The organism is Bacillus sp. XB1, assembly GCF_053557995.1.
The window spans coordinates 1,734,527-1,754,639 of the sequence record NZ_JBNRIL010000001.1 but is presented as its reverse complement, the minus strand read 5'-3'; the positions used below and the strand labels follow the sequence as shown (position 1 = coordinate 1,754,639).

Below are 20,113 nucleotides of genomic sequence, written 5' to 3'. Positions count from 1 at the left end.
TATAAGCAATTTTTTTAAACCTTTCAAAAATGTAAGGTTTTTGTCATTTGAATCGATGGAAGGTATTTCCGCACTTTACTAATATAAAAACATAGATAGTAGAAGGGCGGAGAAGTAATATGAACATTAGAGAACTAGCATATCGGAATGTAACCCGAAATAGACGGACATACTCAGCCTATTTTTTGAGTAGTGCATTTGCAATTATGGCCTTTTTTGTGTATTCATTTTTTGCGTTTCATCCGGCATTAAGTGCAGGAGAATTAGGTCAGTACGTATTCGTAAGTATGTCTTTTGCACAGTCTATTATTTACTTATTTACATTCTTCTTTATTTTATATTCGATGGGAATGTTTTTAAAAACGAGAAAGCGTGAACTAGGGATTTTAATGATGTTAGGTATGACGAAATATCAATTAAAGCGTCTAATCTTTTTTGAAAATATTATGATTGGAATAGGGGCAATTATTTTTGGTATTCTTTCAGGTATGTTATTTTCAGGGGTATTACTATTTTTCGCTCCGATGATATTGAAACTAGATATCTCCTTATCCTATTACATACCGATGAAAGCAATTGTTGTAACGAGTATTATGTTTTTTATTTTATTTATGATCATATCGTTGTTTAGTGCAGGAATGATTCGTAAAAATAAGATTATGAAGTTGTTTAGAGGATCGGCAGAGGCGAAACCTGAACCGAAAGCATCAATCATTTCTTCCATATTAGCAGTAGTATTGCTTAGTGCTGGCTATGTAGGAGCTCTTCTATCACATGGAGCAATGGTATTTATTATGATGATTCCTGTTACAACGGTAGTTATTATTGGGACGTATTTGTTGTACAAGCAGCTGAGTGTCTTTATTATTCGATTATGTAAAAAAAGTAAACGTTTCTATTGGACACAGACTAATATTATTACGTTATCAGATTTAGCGTATCGCATGAGAGATAACGCAAGAATGTTCTTTATTGTAACCATTATTTCTACTGTAGCATTTTCCGCAATAGGGACATTAGTTGGCTTCGCATCCATGACGAAAGGGATAATGGAGAGACCGATTTCGTTTCATTACCATTCTAAGCAAGGGAATAGTAACGAATCACAGCATATACAAATGATTGACAAAGGATTAAAGAAACATAGTATAGCAGCTTCAAAAACTAATATTTCGACAAAGAAAACGGAGGAACAGTCGTTAAGAAGCGCCATTTTTATAAAAGAATCAGACTATAAGAAATATGCAAAGTTAACAGGAGAACCATTTAATACTGTAGCAAATAAAGAAGTTGTATTTTTGTCAGCTAATATACCAGGGCCAACGATGAAAGAAAGAAAAGAAATTACTTTACCTAATATGAATGAAAATTTAAAAGTGAAAAAAGTTACTTCATCTTCATTGGGGAAAATATTAAGAGGAAATGTTTATGTAATCTCTAATCATCAATATGATTCATTACAAGATGGATTTATAGAGACAAAAGATTATATGTATAAAACTGAAAGAACGAAAGATGAGATTGAAATTGGTAAAGAGCTTACGCATCAAATTAAACCGTATCAAGAATATTCAACGTTTAGTGCGGAAGAGTACGAGCAAAACCAAAGTTTACAAATTGCAGGACCGATTTTATTTGTAGGTTTCTTTATTGGTATAGTATTTTTCGTTTGCGCAGGAAGTTTCCTTTACTTCCGTTTATTCTCCGATTTGGAGGATGATGTTCGTTTGTTCGAAATGATTCGTAAAGTTGGATTGACAAGTAGGGAATTATCGAAGGTAGTTACAATTCGATTGGCGCTTTTATTCTTCGTTCCAATTGGTGTTGCAACATTACATGGAGCAGTAGCTTTAACGGCGTTAGGGCAAATGTTTGAGTACTCATTGTTTAAAGAAAATACAGTTGTATTAAGTATTTTCATAGGTATTCAAGTTGTATACTTCTTACTTATAAGATCCCGTTATGTAAAACAATTGAAAGAGAGATTACGTATGCATTAAATGTGTTTTTTTAACTCGAGTACAAAATTTTCTAAAAAGAGGCAAGTATTGTCAAAAAGTGATAAAATGGAAAAAGCGAGGTGAAAAAATTAATAGAGAGTAAGGGGGGAGAAATATGAAAGCAACAGGAGTTATTCGAAAAGTAGACGAATTAGGACGAATTGTTATCCCTAAAGAATTACGCGATGTATTGGGAATACAAATCAAATCACCGCTTGAAATTTTTGTAGAAGCAGATAAAATCATTTTACAAAAATATCAACCTTACAATGCTTGCCAAATCACAGGTGATGTTTCAGGGCAGAATATTACATTAGCAAATGGAAATATTACAGTTGGCATAGAGGGAGCGGAATATTTAGTAAAAGAAATAGAAAAGTTTTTAAACAAGAGTGAGGTTTAGTCTTAATTTATATTATTTTTCAAATTACATATCATTCTTTTAAAAAGACTGTAAGAGGACCATTAATTGGTCCTCTTATTTTGGTTAGTAGTTGAACGACTCGGGTTGTTACTTCCTACAAATCATAGGGAAAATAAAGAAGTATTATAGAGGTAGTAAATGATGTTGAGAAATATTTGAAAAGAAGGAAAACAAAAAGAATAAAACGAATGTTACATTTACACGTATTCAAAAGTGGTCTGAAATGAAAATAATACATTTTCAGGAGGGATTACGATGAGTAGTACAGTGAATAAACAAAAAGGTATACAATTGATTCCGTTTACCGTAAATAAGGTGGTAGAACAAGTAAATGAAATTCCACCAGGTGTACAACTGATTCACGCTCCGCAAGTATGGGAAAAGAGTGTGAAGGGGCAAGATGTAGTCGTTGCCGTATTAGATACAGGGTGTGATACTAATCATATAGATTTAAAAGATCGTATTATCGGAGGAAGAAATTTCACAAAAGATTATGAAGCTGATCCAAATGTGTATCTTGATAATAACGGACATGGTACTCATGTTGCGGGAACGATTGCCGCGACTGAAAATGGTGTCGGTGTATTAGGAGTTGCACCACTTGCTAAAATGTTAGTATTAAAAGTTTTAGCGGGAGATGGTTCTGGAAGTTATGAGCAAATTATTGAGGCGATTCATTATGCTGTAAATTGGAGAGGGCCGAATCAAGAGAAAGTGAGAATTATTTCAATGTCACTTGGTGGTCCGCAAGATGTTCCAGAATTACATGAAGCAATTCAAAATGCGGTAAAGCAGGATGTTCTCGTTGTATGTGCTGCTGGAAATAATGGAGATTGCGATGATGAAACAGAGGAACTAGACTTTCCGGGTGCGTACTCCGAGGTAATTGAAGTTGGTGCCGTTAATTTAGAGAGGAAGATTGCATGTTTTAGTAATTCAAATCAAGAAATTGATCTAGTAGCGCCAGGTGATGAAATATTATCTACGTATCCAGAAGGAAAATATGCTGTGCTAAGTGGAACTTCCATGGCGACGCCGCATGTTGCTGGAGCGCTCGCCTTGCTCATTAAACAGTGTGAGAAAGAATACGGTCGAAAGTTATCGGAGCCGGAAATATATGCACAACTCATTAAAAGAACTGTACCTTTAGGGTACGAACGTACATCTGAAGGGAATGGATTAATAGATTTATTAAAAGAATAGCCATAAAAAAAAACATCTCATATGAATATGAGATGTTTTTTTTTATGGCTCTGTCGCATGTAATACTTCCCTATTTAAAGAGTCTTATTGTTGTTGAATACTTTTTCTTTGTTTTATTTTTTGTGACAGGAATTTTGTTTGTATTAATGATGAGGCACTTACAAAACATGTCTAGTGTAGCAAGAGGAACAGGAGCCGTGCTTGCAAATGCTTCTATGTACATTGGTCAAATGATTGATGCGGCAATAGCTGGAATGTTATTTGCAACATCTCACAATTTTATACTTATAGGTAGTTTTACTGCGTTACTATATATAGGAGCTTTATTTTTGTTTAGAAAAAGTGAAAAACTTACTGAAAATAGTGAAACAGGAATTGCATCATAAAGCTTGTATAAATATTTCACAAATCAGAATTAATAAGAGTGTGAATACATGAATGTGCTTTTAATTAAAGTGGTTACTAAAAGTATAGAGATAGTAGAAGAAATGTATTGTAACAAAGTTATGAGGAATCAAAAAATAAAGATCCCTATAAAGATAGGGATTTGTATATCGGCATATAGTTCCTTGGAAAAGGATATACTTAGTTTAGCATATCGGACTACTTATATTTGTGAAATAGATGTGAAAGTAATGTGAAAAGTATTGTAATAAAAAGCACTGTTTTAGCTAATGTAGCTAAAACAGTGCTTTTCTCTTTGATTGAACAGTTGCAGCATTTTCATCATGTATACCTGCATCTTTTATAATTCGTTGTTTTGCTTTATTTAATAGATGGTTTACTGCTTCGCCAAAATAGTTAGCTTCGCTTTTTGTGCGGGCTTCTCGTAAACATTTATAGTTTTCTAGCAGTTCCTCTTTTTCGGAGTTTGTTAAGAAATCTTCTATTTTCTTTTTTGTCATACGAAACACCCTTTCTCCTGACAAACGACGCAATAGAAAATATTTATTTCTCATTATAACAATAATTTTAAAAGAAAGTATACACTAACGTCGCAATAATTTGTCAATTTCTTGAATCTTCTCATCAGCTTTCCCAATTTGCGTATTTTTAGCCTGTTCGCCACCAAGAGCTTGATGTAGTAAAAAAGTTTGACCGGAAATAGCAGTTACAATGGATACTTTTATAATTTCTTTTATTGCGGTGACATCGAATAAAACGAGCCCAAGAAGTGCGGCTAGGCTACCAGTAAAAATATCAGTTAAAAATCCAAAATGAAAAAATGTTTTCAAACGGCGTGGAAGCAATAACTTACCTTGGTTATTGATTAGATGGGAAACGAAGCCGGTAATGCCACCAACGAGAACAGCGGTTAGCCATTGATACATTTCCATCGAATCCACTCCTTTTAGTGAATAAGATTCGATTATTTTATATTGATTCCTTTTAATATTTCATATAAGCATATTGAGAAAGTTTGTTTGGGTATATTTTGTATTCAAATTAATTATAACAGAAAATTTAGATAGATTTCAGTCTATTATATGAATCATTTTTACAATAATATGAATGCAGAAAGGGGTGCGTGATATGAATATAGATTATCGAATAAGAAGTGTAGATGGTTATACAAAAAAATAGGGGAATTAGTAAGCCTGCTTGAGCATACGAGAGCTGTAACATTAGGCGAAGTGAAAAATTTATCAGTTGAGCAATTAGATTTAATTATGCAAAGCAGCGGAAATTCAATTGGCGCCTTATTAAAGCATATAGCAGCTATTGAAAAAGTTCATCAGCTTATTTCATTTCAAGATCGTGACTTTACAAAAGAAGAATTAGAAATATGGGAAGGTGCACTGTATTTAGGGGGAGCGGGTAGAGCAATCCATGGTCATGAAATACAGTATTATGTACAACTTCTACAAAGTGTTCGAGAAGAATCTCTGAAGTATTTAAGTGAACAAGGTGATGAGTGGCTCATGTCAGAAAGAAAGTGGCCTAACGGTGTAGCATATAACCAGCACTATCTATGGTTTCATGTGCTAGAAGATGAAATTAGTCATCGAGAACAAATTAGAATGCTCAAAAACAAGTTATTTGAAAATTACGTAAAATATTGTAGCTTTTTATAGGAGAATTCCATATAATGAGAATAATCAAAATAAGAACGGGGTGATGTATTATGGCGAAAATAACTTATATGAATAATCAACCAAATACAAAGGTGGATGGAAAGGGCGATATTATATAAGGTAATTCGCAATCCTTCCACTTAGTACAAACTAGGGAGGATATTTATTTGAATCAAAATATTTTAGAATCTTTCGGCTGGGATTCATTTTTTGAAGAACAAGTTACAGAGAAAAATTATGAAGTAGGTCGTATTTTACTTGAGCATAAGCATATATATCGCATTATTTGTAATGATGGTGAATATATGGCAGAACTGTCTGGGAAGTTTCGGCATGAAGCGATTACGAAAGGCGATTATCCAGCAGTTGGTGATTGGGTGTATATAAAGAAAATAGAAGATGAAAAGAAAGCGATTATTCATCGTATTTTCCAGCGAAGAAGCTCTTTCTCAAGACAAGAGGCTGGAACAAGAACAGAAGAACAGATTATAGCAGCAAATGTAGATTATTTATTTTTAGTGAATGCACTTAATCATGATTTTAATGTTAGAAGGATGGAACGTTATTTATTATTAGCGTATGAAAGCGGCGCTATGCCAGTTATTGTTTTAACAAAGAGTAGTATATGTAATGATGTGGAAGAGAAAATTGTAGAAACGGAAGCTATAGCAATTGGTGTTCCTATTTTCGTTGTTGATAGTTTAGAGCATACAGGTATAGATTCGTTGAAACAATTCGTTTCTTCAGGGAAAACAATTGCTTTAGTTGGATCATCAGGGGTAGGAAAGTCAACTTTGTTAAATGCTCTAATAGGAATTGATGTAGCAAAAACGGGAGATATACGTGAAGAGGATAGTAGGGGGAGGCATACGACAACGCATCGAGAATTATTCCAATTGCCTAGTGGCGCTCTCGTGATTGATACGCCTGGCATGAGGGAATTGCAACTTTGGGAAGGCAGCGAAGCGATTCAAACAGCATTCTCTGATATTGAAGAACTTGCGACAACATGTCGTTTCCGTGATTGTAAGCATGAGAATGAACCAGGATGCGCGGTGTATAGTGCAATTGAAAACGGACTTATTACGATAGATCGTTTGAAAAGCTATAAAAAATTACAAAGAGAACTGGCGTATTTTATGAGGAAACAAGATGCAATCCTTGCCAGAGCAGAGCGTGATAAATGGAAGAAAATTTCTAAACAACATAAAAAAATGTAAAAACCAAAGGGGCCCCTTTGGTTTTTTCTATTTGTAAATTTTATAATAATGTTATTCATATATATAGACAAAGAGAAATTAATTGTTTAAACTTTACAAAGTATTCACCATAATAGGTTATGAAAATAATAATTAAGGAATGGGAAATATTCATAATTAACTCAATTTAACTTTTAAATTTGAAAATTAGGAGGTTCATAATGGGTAAACTATTAAATTTGTTTCGTGATATGAAAGTAGCAAAAAAGCTATTAATTTCATTCTTTGTAATTTTAATTGCAGCCGTTTCTATAATCGGGGGCATGTCTTATCAAACTGCTAAAAAGAATTTTGAATCACAAATTACGAGTAGTGCTAACGATAATATAAAAATATTAGATAATTTAATCAATCAAATGATTGAAGCAAAATTTAACGATGTGAATAACTTTGCACGAGTAATTCAAGGGAATATGTATCAAGGGGATAATCAGGATGAGCTAAGAAAGACATTATCTCAGTATATCAATTTGAATATAGATGTTGAACAAGTGTATGTTGCCGGTAATGATAAGAAATTTGTACAGGAACCAAATATACAAATGGCAGCAGATTATGATCCAACAACACGACCTTGGTATAAAGATGCAGTGGCAAAACAAGGTGGTATTGTTGTTAGCGAGCCATATAAGGCAAAAGGAAATGGACATATTGTCGTAACGATTGCAAAACAAACAGAAGATAAAAATGGGGTTGTTGCGCTAGATTTAAGTTTAGACAATTTATTAAAAACAACAAAGTTAATCAATATTGGTAAAAAAGGATATGCCTTCATTTTAGATGGAAAGCAAAAAATCATTGCTCATCCACAAGAAAAATCAGGGGATAAAGCAGCTGATTCTTGGGCAAAGAAAATTTATGAAGATAATCATGGTGCTTTTACATATTCTTATGGTGGTAGTGAAAAGAATATGGTATTTGCTACAAACGTAAAAACAGGTTGGAAAATTGGTGGGACGATGTACGCAACTGAAGTAATTGAAGCTGCTCAACCTGTATTTTATAATATGTTAATTGTTATGCTTATTTCGTTAGTAGTAGGTGGAGTACTTATTTATTTTGTGACACTTTCAATTACGAAGCCTTTAAAGAGACTAGTTATCACTTCTAAAGAAATAAGTGAAGGGGATTTAACGCAAACAATTGAAATTCATTCTAATGATGAAATTGGTCAACTTGCGAAAGGTTTTAACGAGATGACAAATTCATTACGGACGTTAATTGCAAGGATTAACACTTCGGCAGGACATGTTGCAGCAGCATCAGAAGAACTAACTGCAAGTGTAAGACAAGCGAGTGAAGCAACTGAGCAAATTACAACAGCAATGGATGAAATATCAAGTGGGGCAACGACGCAAACAACAAGTGTAGAAAATGGTGCTATGTTACTGTTTGATGTAACGGAAGGAATTCAGCATGTAGCAAATAGTTCATCATCTATTAATATCGCTTCTGCTCATACTCGTGAAAAAGCAGAAGATGGTGGGAAACTAGTAGGAAGAACAGTAAACCAGATGCAGTCTATTGCAGAATCGGTTTCACAATCAGATGCTGTTATACAGTTATTAAATAATAAATCAAAACAAATTGGTGATATATTGGAAGTAATTCAAAACATTGCAGATCAAACAAATCTTCTAGCTTTAAATGCGGCAATTGAAGCGGCAAGAGCTGGTGAACATGGAAGAGGTTTTGCAATTGTTGCAGATGAAGTACGTAAATTGGCAGAGCAGTCTAGCATATCTTCCAGTGAAATTAGTAAATTAATAGGCGAAATACAAGACGATATGGGTAAGACAGTCAAATCAATGAATCATGTAAATGAAGAAGTTCAATCTGGACTTGTTATTGCAAATGAAACGAAGCAAAATTTTGCTGAAATTTTACAATCTACAAATGAAATAGCTAATCAAATTAAGACGATGGTTGAAACGGCTAATGGAATGTCAAAAGGGGCAAATGAAGTATCTATTTCAGTAGGACAAATTGCAATGACAGCACAAAATAATGCGACAAGCACACAAAATGTTGCGGCTTCAGCTGAAGAACAGCTAGCTTCGATGGAGGAAATTGGATCAGCGGCGGGTACGCTATCTCAAATGGCTGAAGAATTGCAAGTATTAATTGAGAGATTTAAAGTTTAATAGAGAACAGACTCCCCCTAGTAGCATTATGACACTAGAGGGTAGTCTGTTTTATTATGTAAAATCAAATGGAGATGTAAACTTCCTTTATGACGTTTAAAATGGTATTTTGCATAATATTTGTCGAAAAATAGAGGTGTTTGTTAGCTTTGTGTATAATTATTAACCTATAGAATACAAATAAAAGGAGAGTATTATGGGAGTGTATTGGGGGACAAAAAGACATTCTTGGCTTAGTTACGTCTCATTTTGGCTAAGTATTTCATTTTTTATTGTTTTTCTAATTGAAGTGTTTATATTAAAAACACTTTCGAATAGCTCGGTGCAAATTGTTAAATATTTTTATTTTATACTTGTACCAGTAAATATTTTTCTTAGTTTAAAGTTACTATTTAAGAAGAATGAAAAGAAAGCGTTACCTATTTTTAGTTTCATTGTCTCATTATTATTTGCAATTTTAATAATCGTATTAGTTTTAGCAGCTATAGGGAAGTTCTTTTAAGGGGAGTGGTATAAGTCACTCTCCTTTTTTATTTGTGGTAGTCTTACTATATGTAAAAGTGTGAATGCTGTGAGCTAATAAAAGCGGAGAGTAGACAATATTTGCATGGATTAAAGTCTGTCGTTATTTGAACTTGTAAGAGTGTATGGAGTAATGAGGTAATATACATAATAATGGAGATAGAATTAGTTATTTTATAAGTGTGTATGAAGCAAATGAATACGGTAAGAACGGTGATATATGGTACAATAGCTATGGATAGTGATAGAGATAAAGGGTATATAAAATACTCATCGTTTTTTAGTAAGAGAGGGGTTATCTTATGCTATACGAGGATTTGGAGACATTATTTCAAACAGCTCCGAAAGAAGATAGAGGCGGATGGAAATATATAATCCAAGAACAAAATGATACATTTAAAATTGGTGATGAAATACTGAAAAATCAAATGAGTGTCGAATTGTATTTTAATGAATACGATGAGGTGAAAATCACTTTATATAAAGATGGAATTCCCATTACGACTATGCAAAAAATTACGATTTCAAAAGTTGAATTAGACGAAGATGAAGAAGGTATTCAATTTGTTTTAGAACGCATGCCTAGTCGAATGATTCGGTTGCAGTTAAAGCCGTATTTAGCATTAGAAATGGGACCGTACTGGGAAGTATGTGATGATTGTGAATGAACATAAAAAAGCATCCAATAACATGGATGCTTTTTTATGTTTTTTGAAGTTGTTTAAACGCAATGATTGGAAGTATAACAATACTTACCCATCCGATGATAGGATATAGAATGTGAAGTAAGTCACTGTAACCGATGTAACTAAAGCAATAACTAATTAGTAAAATGAAGAAAATAATATTGTGATTTTTCCACCCAGTAATAGATTGCATCTGTTTTGTCATTCCGAACACATTACCAACTAAAGTTGTGAAAACTTCACCGAAAATAATGAGAACGAAGAAGAAGTGAAAAGTTGCATTAAATCTTCTTATGACTTCAGCCATTGGGATATTATATTGATAAAATTGATCGACTGATAAGATTGCTAAATGGCTGCATAATAAAATTAAAGAAAGTCCAGCACCACCTAAAATCCCACCCCAAAAAATGGCTTTTCGATCCTTTACTTCACTGGCTAATGGGACGAGAACACTTTGGGCGAGAGAAAGGTTTAAGGCGACATATGTAATAGGGCTAGTAATCCATTTCATATTCCAGCTCTCTGCAGGAATAGTGTTATTAATAGGAGGTGTACCGTGAAAAAAGGTTGTAATAGCAAGTCCGATAATAAAAATCATCATAATAGGTACGACAAGTGTATTTACTTCAAAAACACCTTGTAACCCGCGGCTACTTATAATGAGACAAGCGATAACTGTAATGAGAATACCGAGTTGTCTTGGTAAGCGAAGTTGCTCTTCAAATACTGCACCGGCCCCTGATAACATAACGCTCGTTACGCCGAATAAAACGAGTAATAATAATGTGTTTACAACATTCCCAAATACATCCCCAAATAAATATTTGTTAAATTCTTGCGCTGAAAATGCCCCGATTTGTGATGAAAGTAACATCATCTTTGTGCCAAGCCAAATAAAAAAAAATCCACTTACACATATGCCAATTGTCCCGTATAATCCATTCACTGTGAAAAATTCAACAATTTCTCGTCCAGTAGCAAATCCAGCTCCAACGACAGTTCCGATATAAGTAGCAGCTACTTTCTTTGCTACTTGCCATTGTTGATTGTCCATGTTATCCCTCTTTCTACTATGATGAGCTTGATGTACTATTATGCATATGTATGAGCTTGGACAATTAGACGTATGAAGTGGTTGAAAAAATACATGAATTAAATGATATTAGGGAAGCATTAAAGGTGTTAAAACTTTGTTACATATAAGCCAATTGTTCGAAAGGAAAGGGAATGTATGGTAAAATGTAATTAAGTTATTAAAAGATAAACATTACAAAATGATAAGAGGAGTGATTGTATGAGTACGAAAACAAATGTTGTTGAAGTATTAAACAAGCAGGTAGCAAACTGGAATGTGTTATATGTTAAATTACATAATTATCACTGGTATGTGACAGGGCCACACTTCTTTACATTACATGAGAAATTTGAAGAGTTTTATAATGAGGCTGGAACGTATATTGATGAGTTAGCAGAACGTATTTTAGCTTTAGAAGGTAAACCATTAGCGACAATGAAAGAATATCTCGCAACATCTAGTGTCAGCGAAGGGACAAGCAAAGAATCTGCAGAAGAAATGGTGCAAACATTAGTGAATGATTATTCTGCACTTATTCAAGAATTAAAAGAAGGTATGGAAGTTGCGGGTGAAGCTGGCGATGAAACATCAGCTGACATGCTGTTAGCAATTCATACAACATTAGAACAGCATGTATGGATGCTAAGTGCATTCTTAAAATAACGATAAATATATAGAAACCCATTGAAAAATTATTTCAATGGGTTTTTTTATGATTTTTCAGTTTTCTTTTATGCTATAATATAGTAAAAAGGAGGCGATGCGATGTTTCGCTTTTTCAGAACTGGAAAAGAAGAGCGGGAAATTACGAAAGATGAATTAGAACAAGCGATGGCTCAGTTTTTAGAAACGAATGCTAATATCGTTTATACAGTATTAGTAAATGATGATTATACAGTAAATTATGATTTGTTAAAACCATATTTACCTGCATTTCCAACAAATGTTTTTCTCATAACGAAGGAAACGCTTGAGGTATTTGAACATACAGCAGAAAATTTAAACCTAGTGAAAGAAATTGATGTCGTACAAAAAGCAGTAGATCAATACGTAACAGAAAAAGAAATGTTCCCAATTGTTGAAGGTAGCGAAGATCGCCTCATATGTGGAATGAAATTAGGACCTTACTTAACTCGTAGCTTAAAAAGAGACTTATATATTTCAGAAAAACATTATTTAGTTTCAAGTAAACCAGATAGAAAAAAACAAAAGAGTGGGTAGACGTAATGAAAACAACAATACATATATTGTTGTCTTTTTTTGTTTGTTAAAATATTGATTTTTCAGTCTATTATTATTTATACTAAATGTATTGGGCAGGGAAGAGCAACTATTAAGCATCATTCTGAGAATAAGGTATTGTTAGCGTGGGTTATACAAAGTGGTATAAAGATTCGCAAACAAATATTATAAAAGGTTTCGGGGGAATTGGTACATGAAAAATAGTATGACTTACATTCAATTATTAAATGAAACGTTACGTTGTTATGCAAATAAAGGAAGTTTTGAAGCGTACAATTATATAATGGAAAACGCTACAGGTGTAATAGGGAATGAGGCGCAAATATATAATTTTAAGTATGCACTCGCAAGTGCATCGGGACTTGAAAAAGAAGCATTACATTTAATGAGAGAGGCCATTATAGAAAAGGGATTCTGGTATGGAAATGAGTATTTAATTTCCGACGAAGATTTAAAATCACTACATAAATTTGAAGAATTTCATACAATGGTGCAATTATGTAAAGAAAGAGAAGAATTAGCACATAAAAAGGAAAGACCAGATGTGAAATATATATACAGTAAGAAAGAGGGAAATCTACTACTTACATTGCATGGTAACCAAGAAAATATACAAATAGTAGAACCATATTGGAAATCTGTTTTGATACAAGATTATATGTTAGCTTTACCACAGTCTTCACAAATTGAGTTTTCAGATGGATTTGTTTGGGAGGATATAGAGAGAGGGAAAGAGGAATTAAAAGAGCATTACAATAAGTTTATAGAAAATCATACAGTAGAAAGTGTAATCATTGGTGGTTTTTCTGCAGGGGCGAGAGTAGCTTTATATACGATTTTACAACAAGATATAAATGTAGATGGTTTTGTTTTTATGGCACCATGGATTCCCGAGATTGAAGAGTGGGATGAGTTGCTAAGAGTGCTGAAGGATAAACATATAAAAGGATATATAGTATGCGGGGATCAAGATGAAGATTGTTTCGAATCCACGCAGCAATTTGTACAACTATTAAGAGAGAAAAATATAGAACATAAGTATAAAGTTGTGCCTGACTTAGATCATGATTATCCTATTAACTTTGAAGAGCTATTAAAAGAAGCTATTGAATATATAGGAAATGAAAACAATAAGTAGTAAGAAAAAGAGATGCATCACATGTGATGCATCTCTTTTTAGAATTATAAATTAAAAGCATTTGCTAGTAAGCGATAAGAATTTAATTTATGTTCAAATTGATGAGTAATCGTGACAATCATAAATTCGTCAGTATTGTATGCTTTGCTTAAGTTTATTATTTTTTCTTTTACAGAAGACGGATCACCAACAATCATACGTTGACGATTTTCTTTTATACGGAATAAATCATAAGCGCTGTATGAATAATTTTGAGCAGTTTCAATAGAAGGAGTACCAGTAGTTCGTTTTCCTTGCTCTAATAATAAGATTGATAAATCTAAACTAGAAGCAATTTTTTCCGCTTCTTCATTTGTTTCTCCGCATATAACAAAGATGGCAACGATTGAATTAGGCTTATCTCCTAAAAATGAAGGCTCATATTGTTCTTGGTAAGCCCTCATAACTTCAGGGCCTCCGAAGCCGTTAATAAATTGTGCAAATGCGAAAGAAGCTCCGTTGTTTGCAGCAATTTTAGCACTCTCTCCGCTAGAACCGAGCATCCACATTTCAGGAGACGTTGGGATAACTGGAGTGGCTTTTAAGGTTGCATAGTGATGGTTTTCTGGTACTTGATCATGTAAGTACATTGCAACGTCTGCAATTTGTTCTGGGTATTGATCAAGTGAGACCATTTTCCCTTCTTGAAGTGCGCGAGTTGCTATTGGCATACCACCAGGCGCTCTACCAACACCGAGATCGATGCGGTTCGGATACAATGCTTCTAGAACACGGAAATTCTCAGCAACTTTATATGGGCTATAATGCGGTAACATAACACCACCTGAACCGACTCTAATATGGTCCGTTTTTGCGGCAATATGAGAAATAAGTATTTCTGGACTTGAACCAGCTAAGCTTACGGAATTATGATGTTCGGATACCCAAAAACGTGTGAATCCGAGTTTTTCAACTTCTTGTGCAAGCGTAACTGTATGTGAAAAAGCTTGGGCTGCTGTGCTACCATCTGAAATAGGTGATTGGTCTAATACACTTAACTTGATCATAGAATATACCTCTCAATCTTAATGTACATCCTATTATATATTTACTTATGAAAAATGCGTAGTGAAATGCTCAAAATGAAAAGCGGATAATCTTATTTCCGCTTTTAACGAGAAAATCCGCGTTCATAATGATTCATTTCGACTAGATTTAAAATATATTCATAGTTGTCAATTTCACGCTTTAGTTGTTCACGTTCTTTTTCAGATAGTGTCATATTGCTAAGTTTTTTACATAAGTTTTGTTTCTTTAATTCTAAATGTTTTTTTGTAGCATCGTAGTCATAAGTATGTTTCATTTTTAACCACTCCTTCTTTGTAGTTGCTATATTATACGAAGTATAAAGAAAAGTGAGATCTGTCTCTTATGTACTTTTAGTGAATATTCAAATTGCAATGGTGTTATGTTTATGGGGATTTATGAATAAAATGCACTAAACCACTAACGTCCATTTGATGAAGTAAGGGGTGGAATTGTGCAGAAAGATATAATGTATAATACTGAAATGGATGAAGCGTTAAAAGTTATAGATAAAGGATTGAAGAAGACGATAAGCCCAAAACAAATTATTGTAGTGGGAGCTGGTATGGCTGGGTTAGTTTCAGCTTCTTTATTAAAGGCTGCAGGACATGATGTGAAAATTTTTGAAGCAAATAACCGGGTAGGTGGTCGTATAGAAACAGTTAGAATGGAAGATACCGGATTATATTTAGATGTTGGAGCAATGAGGATTCCTTATTCACATACATTAACGATGGCATATATAAGAAAATTTAGGCTACAGGTGAGACCTTTTATTAATAGGAATGAGACGGATATTATATACGTAAATGGACGGAAAACGACGTTAAAACAATATGAAAAAGATCCAAGTATTCTAAGATATCCTGTGGAAATGAATGAAGTTGGAAAAACGTCAGAGGAATTATTATTGTTAGCGGTACAGCCCATTATAAATTTTATAAAAAAGAACCCAGAAAAAAATTGGGATATTGTTGTAAAGGATTTTGGGAGATACTCTACTGGACAATTTTTAAAGTATCATCCTTATCAGTATAATACTTACTTTTCGCCAGTAACAATTGAGATGATTGGTGTTCTATTAGATTTAGAAGGTTTTTTGGAACGGTCGTTTGTAGAGACTTTACGCTTTCTATACATTATGCAAGAGGAGAGCGGATTTTGTGAAATTGTGGGCGGGAATGATAGATTGCCAAAGTCATTTTTACCGCAATTAGAAGAGAATATTATATATAATCAAAAATTAATGAAGTTACATCAACACGATAATGGTGTGACAGCTTTCTATCGGAACGAGGAAACTTTTGAATATAGTAGTATTACAGGAGATTTAGTTATTGTTACCATTCCGTTTTCGACAATGCGTTTTGTAGAAGTAGATCCGTTTGATTCTATATCTCATGAAAAATGGAAAGCAATTCGTGAATTACATTATATGCCTGCGACGAAAATAGGAATTCAATTTAAAAGCCGATTTTGGGAAGAACAAGGACAATTAGGTGGCAGAATTATAACAGATTTGCCAATTCGTTATGCCTATTATCCAAGTTATGGAATTGGGGAGAAAGGACCGGCTATGATGTTAGGTAGCTATACATGGTCTTATGACGCGTTGTTATGGGATGGTTTATCAAAAGGGGATCGTATTTATTACGCATTACACAACTTAGCAACAATATTAGGTGGTCAAGTGTATGATGAGTTCATATCTGGAATTTCAAAAAGCTGGACATTGGATCCGTATGCGCTTGGAGGATTTGCACTTTTTCAAGCAGGTCAAGAAACTGAGCTGCAACCAGCGATTGTCAAACCAGAGGGGAGAATATTCTTCGCTGGAGATCATACAACGCTATATCACGGATGGATTCAAGGTGCGATTGAATCTGGAATTCGTGTAGCGGTGGAAGTGAATGAGTAAAAGGTTTTCAATTCAGAAAATTCTTTACTATATAACTTCAGATGGATATTATTATATATAAAAGAAATATAGGGAGTGTTTACAGTGAATCCGTTATTATTCGATTTTCCTTCTGAATTTTATACTGACAGGCTTTTTATTCGAATGCCGAAACCAGGAGATGGTAAAGTTGTATATGATGCAATTCAGGCTTCAATACAAGAACTAAAACCTTGGATGGTGTTTGCACAGAAAGAGCAAACAGAGGAAGAAGTAGAAGTGAGCATTAGAAAATCGCATATTCAATTTTTGCAGCGTGAGGATTTAAGATTACTAGTATTTTCGAAAGAAACAGGTGAGTTTATTGCATCAGCTGGATTACATCGTATTAATTGGGATATACCTCAATTTGAAATTGGATATTGGATTGATACAAGGTTTAGCGGAAAAGGCTATATGGTAGAGGCTGCGAAAGGTATAACGGATTACGCTTTTTCTGAATTAAAAGCAAATCGTGTAGAAATTCGTTGTGATTCTTTAAATAAGAAGAGTAGAGCGATACCTGAGAAATTAGGTTTTAAGTTAGAAGGTACGTTAGAAAGTGCGAGTGTTGCGGTAGATGGAAACGGATTAAGGGATATGTGTGTATTTGCTATGACTAGAAATACATATGAAAAAGAAGAGCTGTAAGAAAACAGCTCTTCTTTTTATGCATTATGGTACAGGATGTCCATTAGAGCTTTCGAAAATTGTAAACCATTGTTGACGGTCTAAGTTAACTTTTGTAGCAAGAGCGGCAGTTTTTACGCGATCTAATTTACCAGAGCCAACGATTGGCATCATATTAGCTGGATGAGCAAGTAACCAAGCATACATAACCGTATCTATACTAGAAACACCTAGCTCAGTAGCAACTTTTTGCACAGTTTCACGTACACGTACAGCACGTTCTGATTGACCAGTAAAAATCTCCCCACCAGCAAGAGGTGACCAAATCATTGGATTGATTCGTTTTTCTTGGCATAAGTCAATTGTTCCTTTTTCAAAATGCTCAAGCTGCAATGCAGAAACTTCAATTTGGTTCGTAATAAGTGGAAAATCTAAGTACGAATTTAACATATTAAATTGTGAAGGTAAGAAGTTAGATACACCGAAGTGACGAACTTTTCCTTCTTGTTTTAATTGTGAAAAGGCTTTTGCCACTTCATTTGGATCCATAAAAGGATCGGGACGATGAATAAGTAATACGTCAATATAATCTGTATGTAAATTTTTAAGTGATGCTTCTACACTTTGCATAATATGCTCTGTACTAGTATTGTAGTGAGCAACATATCGTTCTGGAAATTTCGGTGATGGGGGAGCGATTCCACACTTTGTAATAATTTGCATGTTTTCTCGTAAGGAAGGCTTTAATTGTAAAGCTTCGCCAAATAACCCTTCACACGTATATGCGCCGTAAATATCAGCGTGATCAAAAGTAGTAATTCCCATATCCATACAATCTTCAATGAAAGAAAGTAATTCTTGTTTTGTCATATTCCATTCTGCTAAACGCCAAAATCCTTGAATAATACGAGAAAATTCTAGCGTCTCAGCCATTTGAACTCGCTCCATTATAAGTACCTCCTAGAAGAATAATAATGTTTTGAAAAGGCTTTCTTACTACATGTTATTATATAGTTAATTAGGTGTACAGACAATAAATATGTTTTGCTACAAAAACGATTTTCTCTATATGCTATAATATAGAAACATATAGGTATAAGGAGAGATACGAAATGATTCCAGTAACAATATTAACTGGTTTTCTTGGATCAGGGAAAACGACTTTATTAAATCGTATTTTATCAGAAAATCACGGTAAGAAATTAGCAGTGATTGTAAATGAAATAGGGCAAATTGGCATTGATAATCAGTTGATTATGAATGTGGAAGAAGAAATTATGGAAATGACAAATGGATGTTTATGTTGTACTGTACGTGAAGATTTACTCGTCGCTTTAAAACAATTACTGGACGTAAAAGCAGAAGGGAAAATGGATTTTGATGGTTTAGTAATTGAAACGACTGGCCTTGCAAATCCAGGGCCGATTATTCAAACATTCTTTTTAGATCCAGTCATCCAATCTGCTTACCAAATTAACGGTGTTGTAACGGTGGTAGATAGTTATCATATACATAAACATTTTGAAAAAGGATTAGAAGCAAAAGAGCAAATTGCGTTTGCTGATGTCGTTTTAGTAAATAAATTAGATTTAATTGAAGAGAATGAGAAAGAAAATCTCTTGCATGAAATTCAAGGGATTAACCCGACTGCAAAGTTAATTGAGGCGACTAACTGTGAGGTAGATATACCATCTTTATTACAAATCCAAACGTTTAAAACGAAAGATACGTTGCAAATTTACCCTCATAAAGAACATAACCACTTAGAAGGTGTGAAATCATTTGTATTACGTGAAGAACGTCCGCTGGATTTACAAAAGCTTAATGAGTGGATGTCAGCTGTCGTTCAAGAGCTAGGGGAATATTTATATCGTTACAAAGGAATTTTATCGATAGACGGAGTAGATAAACGTATCGTTTTCCAAGGCGTACATACGTTATTTGCTGCTTCGTATGATAGAGAGTGGCAAGAGGGCGAAGAGCGAGTAAGTGAAGTAGTTTTTATCGGAAGAGATATTAATAAAGAGTGGTTCCAAGAACATTTCGAGGAGTGTGTGAAATAAGTCTGCGTAAATTGCAGGCTTATTTTTTATGAACATTCTATTAGATTGCAAAACAGAATTAAATAAGGGAAAGAAACTAAAAATTGATAAATGTATAATAAAAAGCCTGTTTTCACAGGCTTGTATTTTCGTCTATTAGTAACTCCATTACAACACCTACAACTGGACCTTCATCATCAATATCCCCATTTAAGCGGAAACCAAATGATTCATACAGTCCCATTGCAAGTTTGTTGTCTGGATGTAAACTTAAGTAAATTATTTTGCATTCAAATTTTTCTTGTAAGAATTGAATGAGTAAGCGAAGGAAACGTTTTGCGTATCCTTTTCCTTGATAGTGTTGGTCAATCATAAAGCGATCGAGCCAGACACTTTTATGTTTTACTGAATACCATCCATACATTGCGTATCCTACAAGTGTTTCTCCATCATATAAACCTACTGACGTTCCGTTTCCTTCATATAATGATTCTGCTAAAGAAAACGCGTTACTTTCAATAAATTGTTGCTGATCTTTTGCGACGTCTAAAGCAACTACTGAACGCCAATTTTTTGCTGTTACTTCACAAATGTGAAGATTCATAATTCCAACTCACCTTCTAAATTAATATAGCTTTAAAGCTAATATGGATAATTTTACTTGTTATT

21 protein-coding genes and 2 pseudogenes are annotated in these 20,113 nt (G+C 33.8%); 16 read left to right on the top strand and 7 right to left on the bottom strand.

Annotation, left to right across the window (positions count from 1 at the left end; all coding sequences use genetic code 11):
• The first annotated feature begins 119 nt into the window (after positions 1-119).
• The 5 genes and pseudogenes from ACK1U5_RS08905 (at position 120) to ACK1U5_RS08885 (ending at position 4,268) form a co-directional block, all read left to right on the top strand.
• Positions 120-2,000 (top strand): ABC transporter permease, encoded by a 1,881-nt coding sequence (locus tag ACK1U5_RS08905; RefSeq protein WP_044584370.1) that lies wholly within the window; start codon positions 120-122, stop codon positions 1,998-2,000.
• Between the two features lie 115 nt (positions 2,001-2,115).
• Positions 2,116-2,403, top strand: a complete 288-nt coding sequence (locus ACK1U5_RS08900; RefSeq protein WP_000648325.1) for an AbrB/MazE/SpoVT family DNA-binding domain-containing protein — start codon at positions 2,116-2,118, stop codon at positions 2,401-2,403.
• A 276-nt stretch (positions 2,404-2,679) separates the two neighbouring features.
• On the top strand, positions 2,680-3,627 hold the full coding sequence (locus tag ACK1U5_RS08895) for a serine protease (RefSeq protein WP_000099756.1): 948 nt from the start codon (positions 2,680-2,682) through the stop codon (positions 3,625-3,627).
• A gap of 56 nt (positions 3,628-3,683) precedes the next feature.
• Positions 3,684-4,013 (top strand): annotated as a pseudogene (locus ACK1U5_RS08890) (MFS transporter permease); the annotation flags it as partial.
• Positions 4,014-4,061: 48 nt separating this feature from the next.
• The gene (locus ACK1U5_RS08885) at positions 4,062-4,268 is read left to right on the top strand and encodes a hypothetical protein (protein WP_001101740.1); all 207 of its coding nucleotides are present in this window, start codon (positions 4,062-4,064) and stop codon (positions 4,266-4,268) included.
• Positions 4,269-4,307: 39 nt separating this feature from the next.
• Here the strand turns inward: ACK1U5_RS08885 and ACK1U5_RS08880 are convergent, their stop codons facing one another.
• Both ACK1U5_RS08880 and ACK1U5_RS08875 read right to left on the bottom strand, forming a co-directional pair.
• Positions 4,308-4,532 (bottom strand): hypothetical protein, encoded by a 225-nt coding sequence (locus ACK1U5_RS08880; protein WP_000162602.1) that lies wholly within the window; start codon positions 4,530-4,532, stop codon positions 4,308-4,310.
• Between the two features lie 84 nt (positions 4,533-4,616).
• A complete protein-coding gene (locus ACK1U5_RS08875) occupies positions 4,617-4,964 on the bottom strand; it encodes a DUF4257 domain-containing protein (RefSeq protein ID WP_000426317.1) in 348 nt (115 codons plus the stop codon).
• Positions 4,965-5,160: 196 nt separating this feature from the next.
• Between ACK1U5_RS08875 and ACK1U5_RS08870 the strand changes: the two are divergent.
• The 5 genes and pseudogenes from ACK1U5_RS08870 to ACK1U5_RS08850 all read left to right on the top strand — a co-directional run bounded on the left by ACK1U5_RS08870 (position 5,161) and on the right by ACK1U5_RS08850 (position 10,295).
• A pseudogene (locus tag ACK1U5_RS08870) lies at positions 5,161-5,702 on the top strand (DinB family protein).
• Positions 5,703-5,869: 167 nt separating this feature from the next.
• Positions 5,870-6,922 carry a ribosome small subunit-dependent GTPase A gene (gene rsgA / locus ACK1U5_RS08865; RefSeq protein WP_001073075.1) on the top strand — a complete coding sequence of 351 codons (1,053 nt, stop codon included), beginning with the start codon at positions 5,870-5,872 and terminating at the stop codon, positions 6,920-6,922.
• A 200-nt stretch (positions 6,923-7,122) separates the two neighbouring features.
• On the top strand, positions 7,123-9,105 hold the full coding sequence (locus tag ACK1U5_RS08860) for a methyl-accepting chemotaxis protein (protein ID WP_044584373.1): 1,983 nt from the start codon (positions 7,123-7,125) through the stop codon (positions 9,103-9,105).
• Between the two features lie 196 nt (positions 9,106-9,301).
• A complete protein-coding gene (locus ACK1U5_RS08855; RefSeq protein ID WP_000539571.1) occupies positions 9,302-9,607 on the top strand; it encodes a hypothetical protein in 306 nt (101 codons plus the stop codon).
• 322 nt (positions 9,608-9,929) lie between these two features.
• Positions 9,930-10,295, top strand: a complete 366-nt coding sequence (locus tag ACK1U5_RS08850; RefSeq protein ID WP_000965059.1) for a DUF3979 family protein — start codon at positions 9,930-9,932, stop codon at positions 10,293-10,295.
• 34 nt (positions 10,296-10,329) lie between these two features.
• Here the strand turns inward: ACK1U5_RS08850 and ACK1U5_RS08845 are convergent, their stop codons facing one another.
• Complete coding sequence (locus ACK1U5_RS08845) at positions 10,330-11,370, bottom strand: YkvI family membrane protein (protein ID WP_000370203.1); 1,041 nt, start codon at positions 11,368-11,370, stop codon at positions 10,330-10,332.
• 240 nt (positions 11,371-11,610) lie between these two features.
• On the opposite strand from ACK1U5_RS08845, the gene ACK1U5_RS08840 reads away from it, so the two are divergent.
• The 3 genes from ACK1U5_RS08840 (at position 11,611) to ACK1U5_RS08830 (ending at position 13,771) form a co-directional block, all read left to right on the top strand.
• Positions 11,611-12,054: a Dps family protein gene (locus ACK1U5_RS08840; RefSeq protein WP_000105199.1), complete on the top strand. Its 444-nt coding sequence runs from the start codon at positions 11,611-11,613 to the stop codon at positions 12,052-12,054.
• Positions 12,055-12,156: 102 nt separating this feature from the next.
• Positions 12,157-12,612 (top strand): DUF3939 domain-containing protein, encoded by a 456-nt coding sequence (locus ACK1U5_RS08835; RefSeq protein ID WP_000488207.1) that lies wholly within the window; start codon positions 12,157-12,159, stop codon positions 12,610-12,612.
• Between the two features lie 214 nt (positions 12,613-12,826).
• Complete coding sequence (locus tag ACK1U5_RS08830) at positions 12,827-13,771, top strand: alpha/beta hydrolase (RefSeq protein ID WP_000798318.1); 945 nt, start codon at positions 12,827-12,829, stop codon at positions 13,769-13,771.
• Positions 13,772-13,815: 44 nt separating this feature from the next.
• Here ACK1U5_RS08830 and ACK1U5_RS08825 read toward each other — a convergent pair whose 3' ends face one another.
• Positions 13,816-14,817 carry an LLM class flavin-dependent oxidoreductase gene (locus ACK1U5_RS08825; RefSeq protein WP_069605220.1) on the bottom strand — a complete coding sequence of 334 codons (1,002 nt, stop codon included), beginning with the start codon at positions 14,815-14,817 and terminating at the stop codon, positions 13,816-13,818.
• A 104-nt stretch (positions 14,818-14,921) separates the two neighbouring features.
• Entirely contained in the window at positions 14,922-15,113 is a 192-nt protein-coding gene (locus tag ACK1U5_RS08820) for a DUF3896 family protein (protein ID WP_000683359.1), read from the bottom strand.
• Between the two features lie 177 nt (positions 15,114-15,290).
• On the opposite strand from ACK1U5_RS08820, the gene ACK1U5_RS08815 reads away from it, so the two are divergent.
• Together ACK1U5_RS08815 and ACK1U5_RS08810 are read left to right on the top strand one after the other, a co-directional pair.
• A complete protein-coding gene (locus tag ACK1U5_RS08815; RefSeq protein WP_061139427.1) occupies positions 15,291-16,754 on the top strand; it encodes a flavin monoamine oxidase family protein in 1,464 nt (487 codons plus the stop codon).
• A gap of 84 nt (positions 16,755-16,838) precedes the next feature.
• Positions 16,839-17,423, top strand: a complete 585-nt coding sequence (locus ACK1U5_RS08810) for a GNAT family N-acetyltransferase (RefSeq protein ID WP_001068743.1) — start codon at positions 16,839-16,841, stop codon at positions 17,421-17,423.
• Between the two features lie 24 nt (positions 17,424-17,447).
• On the opposite strand, the gene ACK1U5_RS08805 is transcribed toward ACK1U5_RS08810, so the two are convergent.
• Positions 17,448-18,350, bottom strand: a complete 903-nt coding sequence (locus ACK1U5_RS08805) for an aldo/keto reductase (RefSeq protein ID WP_000442784.1) — start codon at positions 18,348-18,350, stop codon at positions 17,448-17,450.
• Positions 18,351-18,514: 164 nt separating this feature from the next.
• Here ACK1U5_RS08805 and ACK1U5_RS08800 point away from each other — a divergent pair, with 164 nt between their 5' ends.
• Positions 18,515-19,465, top strand: a complete 951-nt coding sequence (locus tag ACK1U5_RS08800) for a CobW family GTP-binding protein (protein ID WP_000613422.1) — start codon at positions 18,515-18,517, stop codon at positions 19,463-19,465.
• A 112-nt stretch (positions 19,466-19,577) separates the two neighbouring features.
• Here ACK1U5_RS08800 and ACK1U5_RS08795 read toward each other — a convergent pair whose 3' ends face one another.
• Entirely contained in the window at positions 19,578-20,048 is a 471-nt protein-coding gene (locus ACK1U5_RS08795) for a GNAT family N-acetyltransferase (protein WP_069605219.1), read from the bottom strand.
• Positions 20,049-20,113: the final 65 nt, after the last annotated feature.

Bases quoted from the DNA above. Each gene is read 5' to 3' on its own strand.
- ACK1U5_RS08905 (WP_044584370.1), top strand. From the start codon at position 120: ATGAACATTAGAGAACTAGCATATCGGAATGTAACCCGAAATAGACGG.
- ACK1U5_RS08900 (WP_000648325.1), top strand. From the start codon at position 2,116: ATGAAAGCAACAGGAGTTATTCGAAAAGTAGACGAATTAGGACGAATT.
- ACK1U5_RS08895 (WP_000099756.1), top strand. From the start codon at position 2,680: ATGAGTAGTACAGTGAATAAACAAAAAGGTATACAATTGATTCCGTTT.
- ACK1U5_RS08885 (WP_001101740.1), top strand. From the start codon at position 4,062: ATGAATGTGCTTTTAATTAAAGTGGTTACTAAAAGTATAGAGATAGTA.
- ACK1U5_RS08880 (WP_000162602.1), bottom strand. From the start codon at position 4,532: ATGACAAAAAAGAAAATAGAAGATTTCTTAACAAACTCCGAAAAAGAG.
- ACK1U5_RS08875 (WP_000426317.1), bottom strand. From the start codon at position 4,964: ATGGAAATGTATCAATGGCTAACCGCTGTTCTCGTTGGTGGCATTACC.
- ACK1U5_RS08860 (WP_044584373.1), top strand. From the start codon at position 7,123: ATGGGTAAACTATTAAATTTGTTTCGTGATATGAAAGTAGCAAAAAAG.
- ACK1U5_RS08855 (WP_000539571.1), top strand. From the start codon at position 9,302: ATGGGAGTGTATTGGGGGACAAAAAGACATTCTTGGCTTAGTTACGTC.
- ACK1U5_RS08850 (WP_000965059.1), top strand. From the start codon at position 9,930: ATGCTATACGAGGATTTGGAGACATTATTTCAAACAGCTCCGAAAGAA.
- ACK1U5_RS08845 (WP_000370203.1), bottom strand. From the start codon at position 11,370: ATGGACAATCAACAATGGCAAGTAGCAAAGAAAGTAGCTGCTACTTAT.
- ACK1U5_RS08840 (WP_000105199.1), top strand. From the start codon at position 11,611: ATGAGTACGAAAACAAATGTTGTTGAAGTATTAAACAAGCAGGTAGCA.
- ACK1U5_RS08835 (WP_000488207.1), top strand. From the start codon at position 12,157: ATGTTTCGCTTTTTCAGAACTGGAAAAGAAGAGCGGGAAATTACGAAA.
- ACK1U5_RS08830 (WP_000798318.1), top strand. From the start codon at position 12,827: ATGAAAAATAGTATGACTTACATTCAATTATTAAATGAAACGTTACGT.
- ACK1U5_RS08825 (WP_069605220.1), bottom strand. From the start codon at position 14,817: ATGATCAAGTTAAGTGTATTAGACCAATCACCTATTTCAGATGGTAGC.
- ACK1U5_RS08820 (WP_000683359.1), bottom strand. From the start codon at position 15,113: ATGAAACATACTTATGACTACGATGCTACAAAAAAACATTTAGAATTA.
- ACK1U5_RS08805 (WP_000442784.1), bottom strand. From the start codon at position 18,350: ATGGAGCGAGTTCAAATGGCTGAGACGCTAGAATTTTCTCGTATTATT.
- ACK1U5_RS08800 (WP_000613422.1), top strand. From the start codon at position 18,515: ATGATTCCAGTAACAATATTAACTGGTTTTCTTGGATCAGGGAAAACG.
- ACK1U5_RS08795 (WP_069605219.1), bottom strand. From the start codon at position 20,048: ATGAATCTTCACATTTGTGAAGTAACAGCAAAAAATTGGCGTTCAGTA.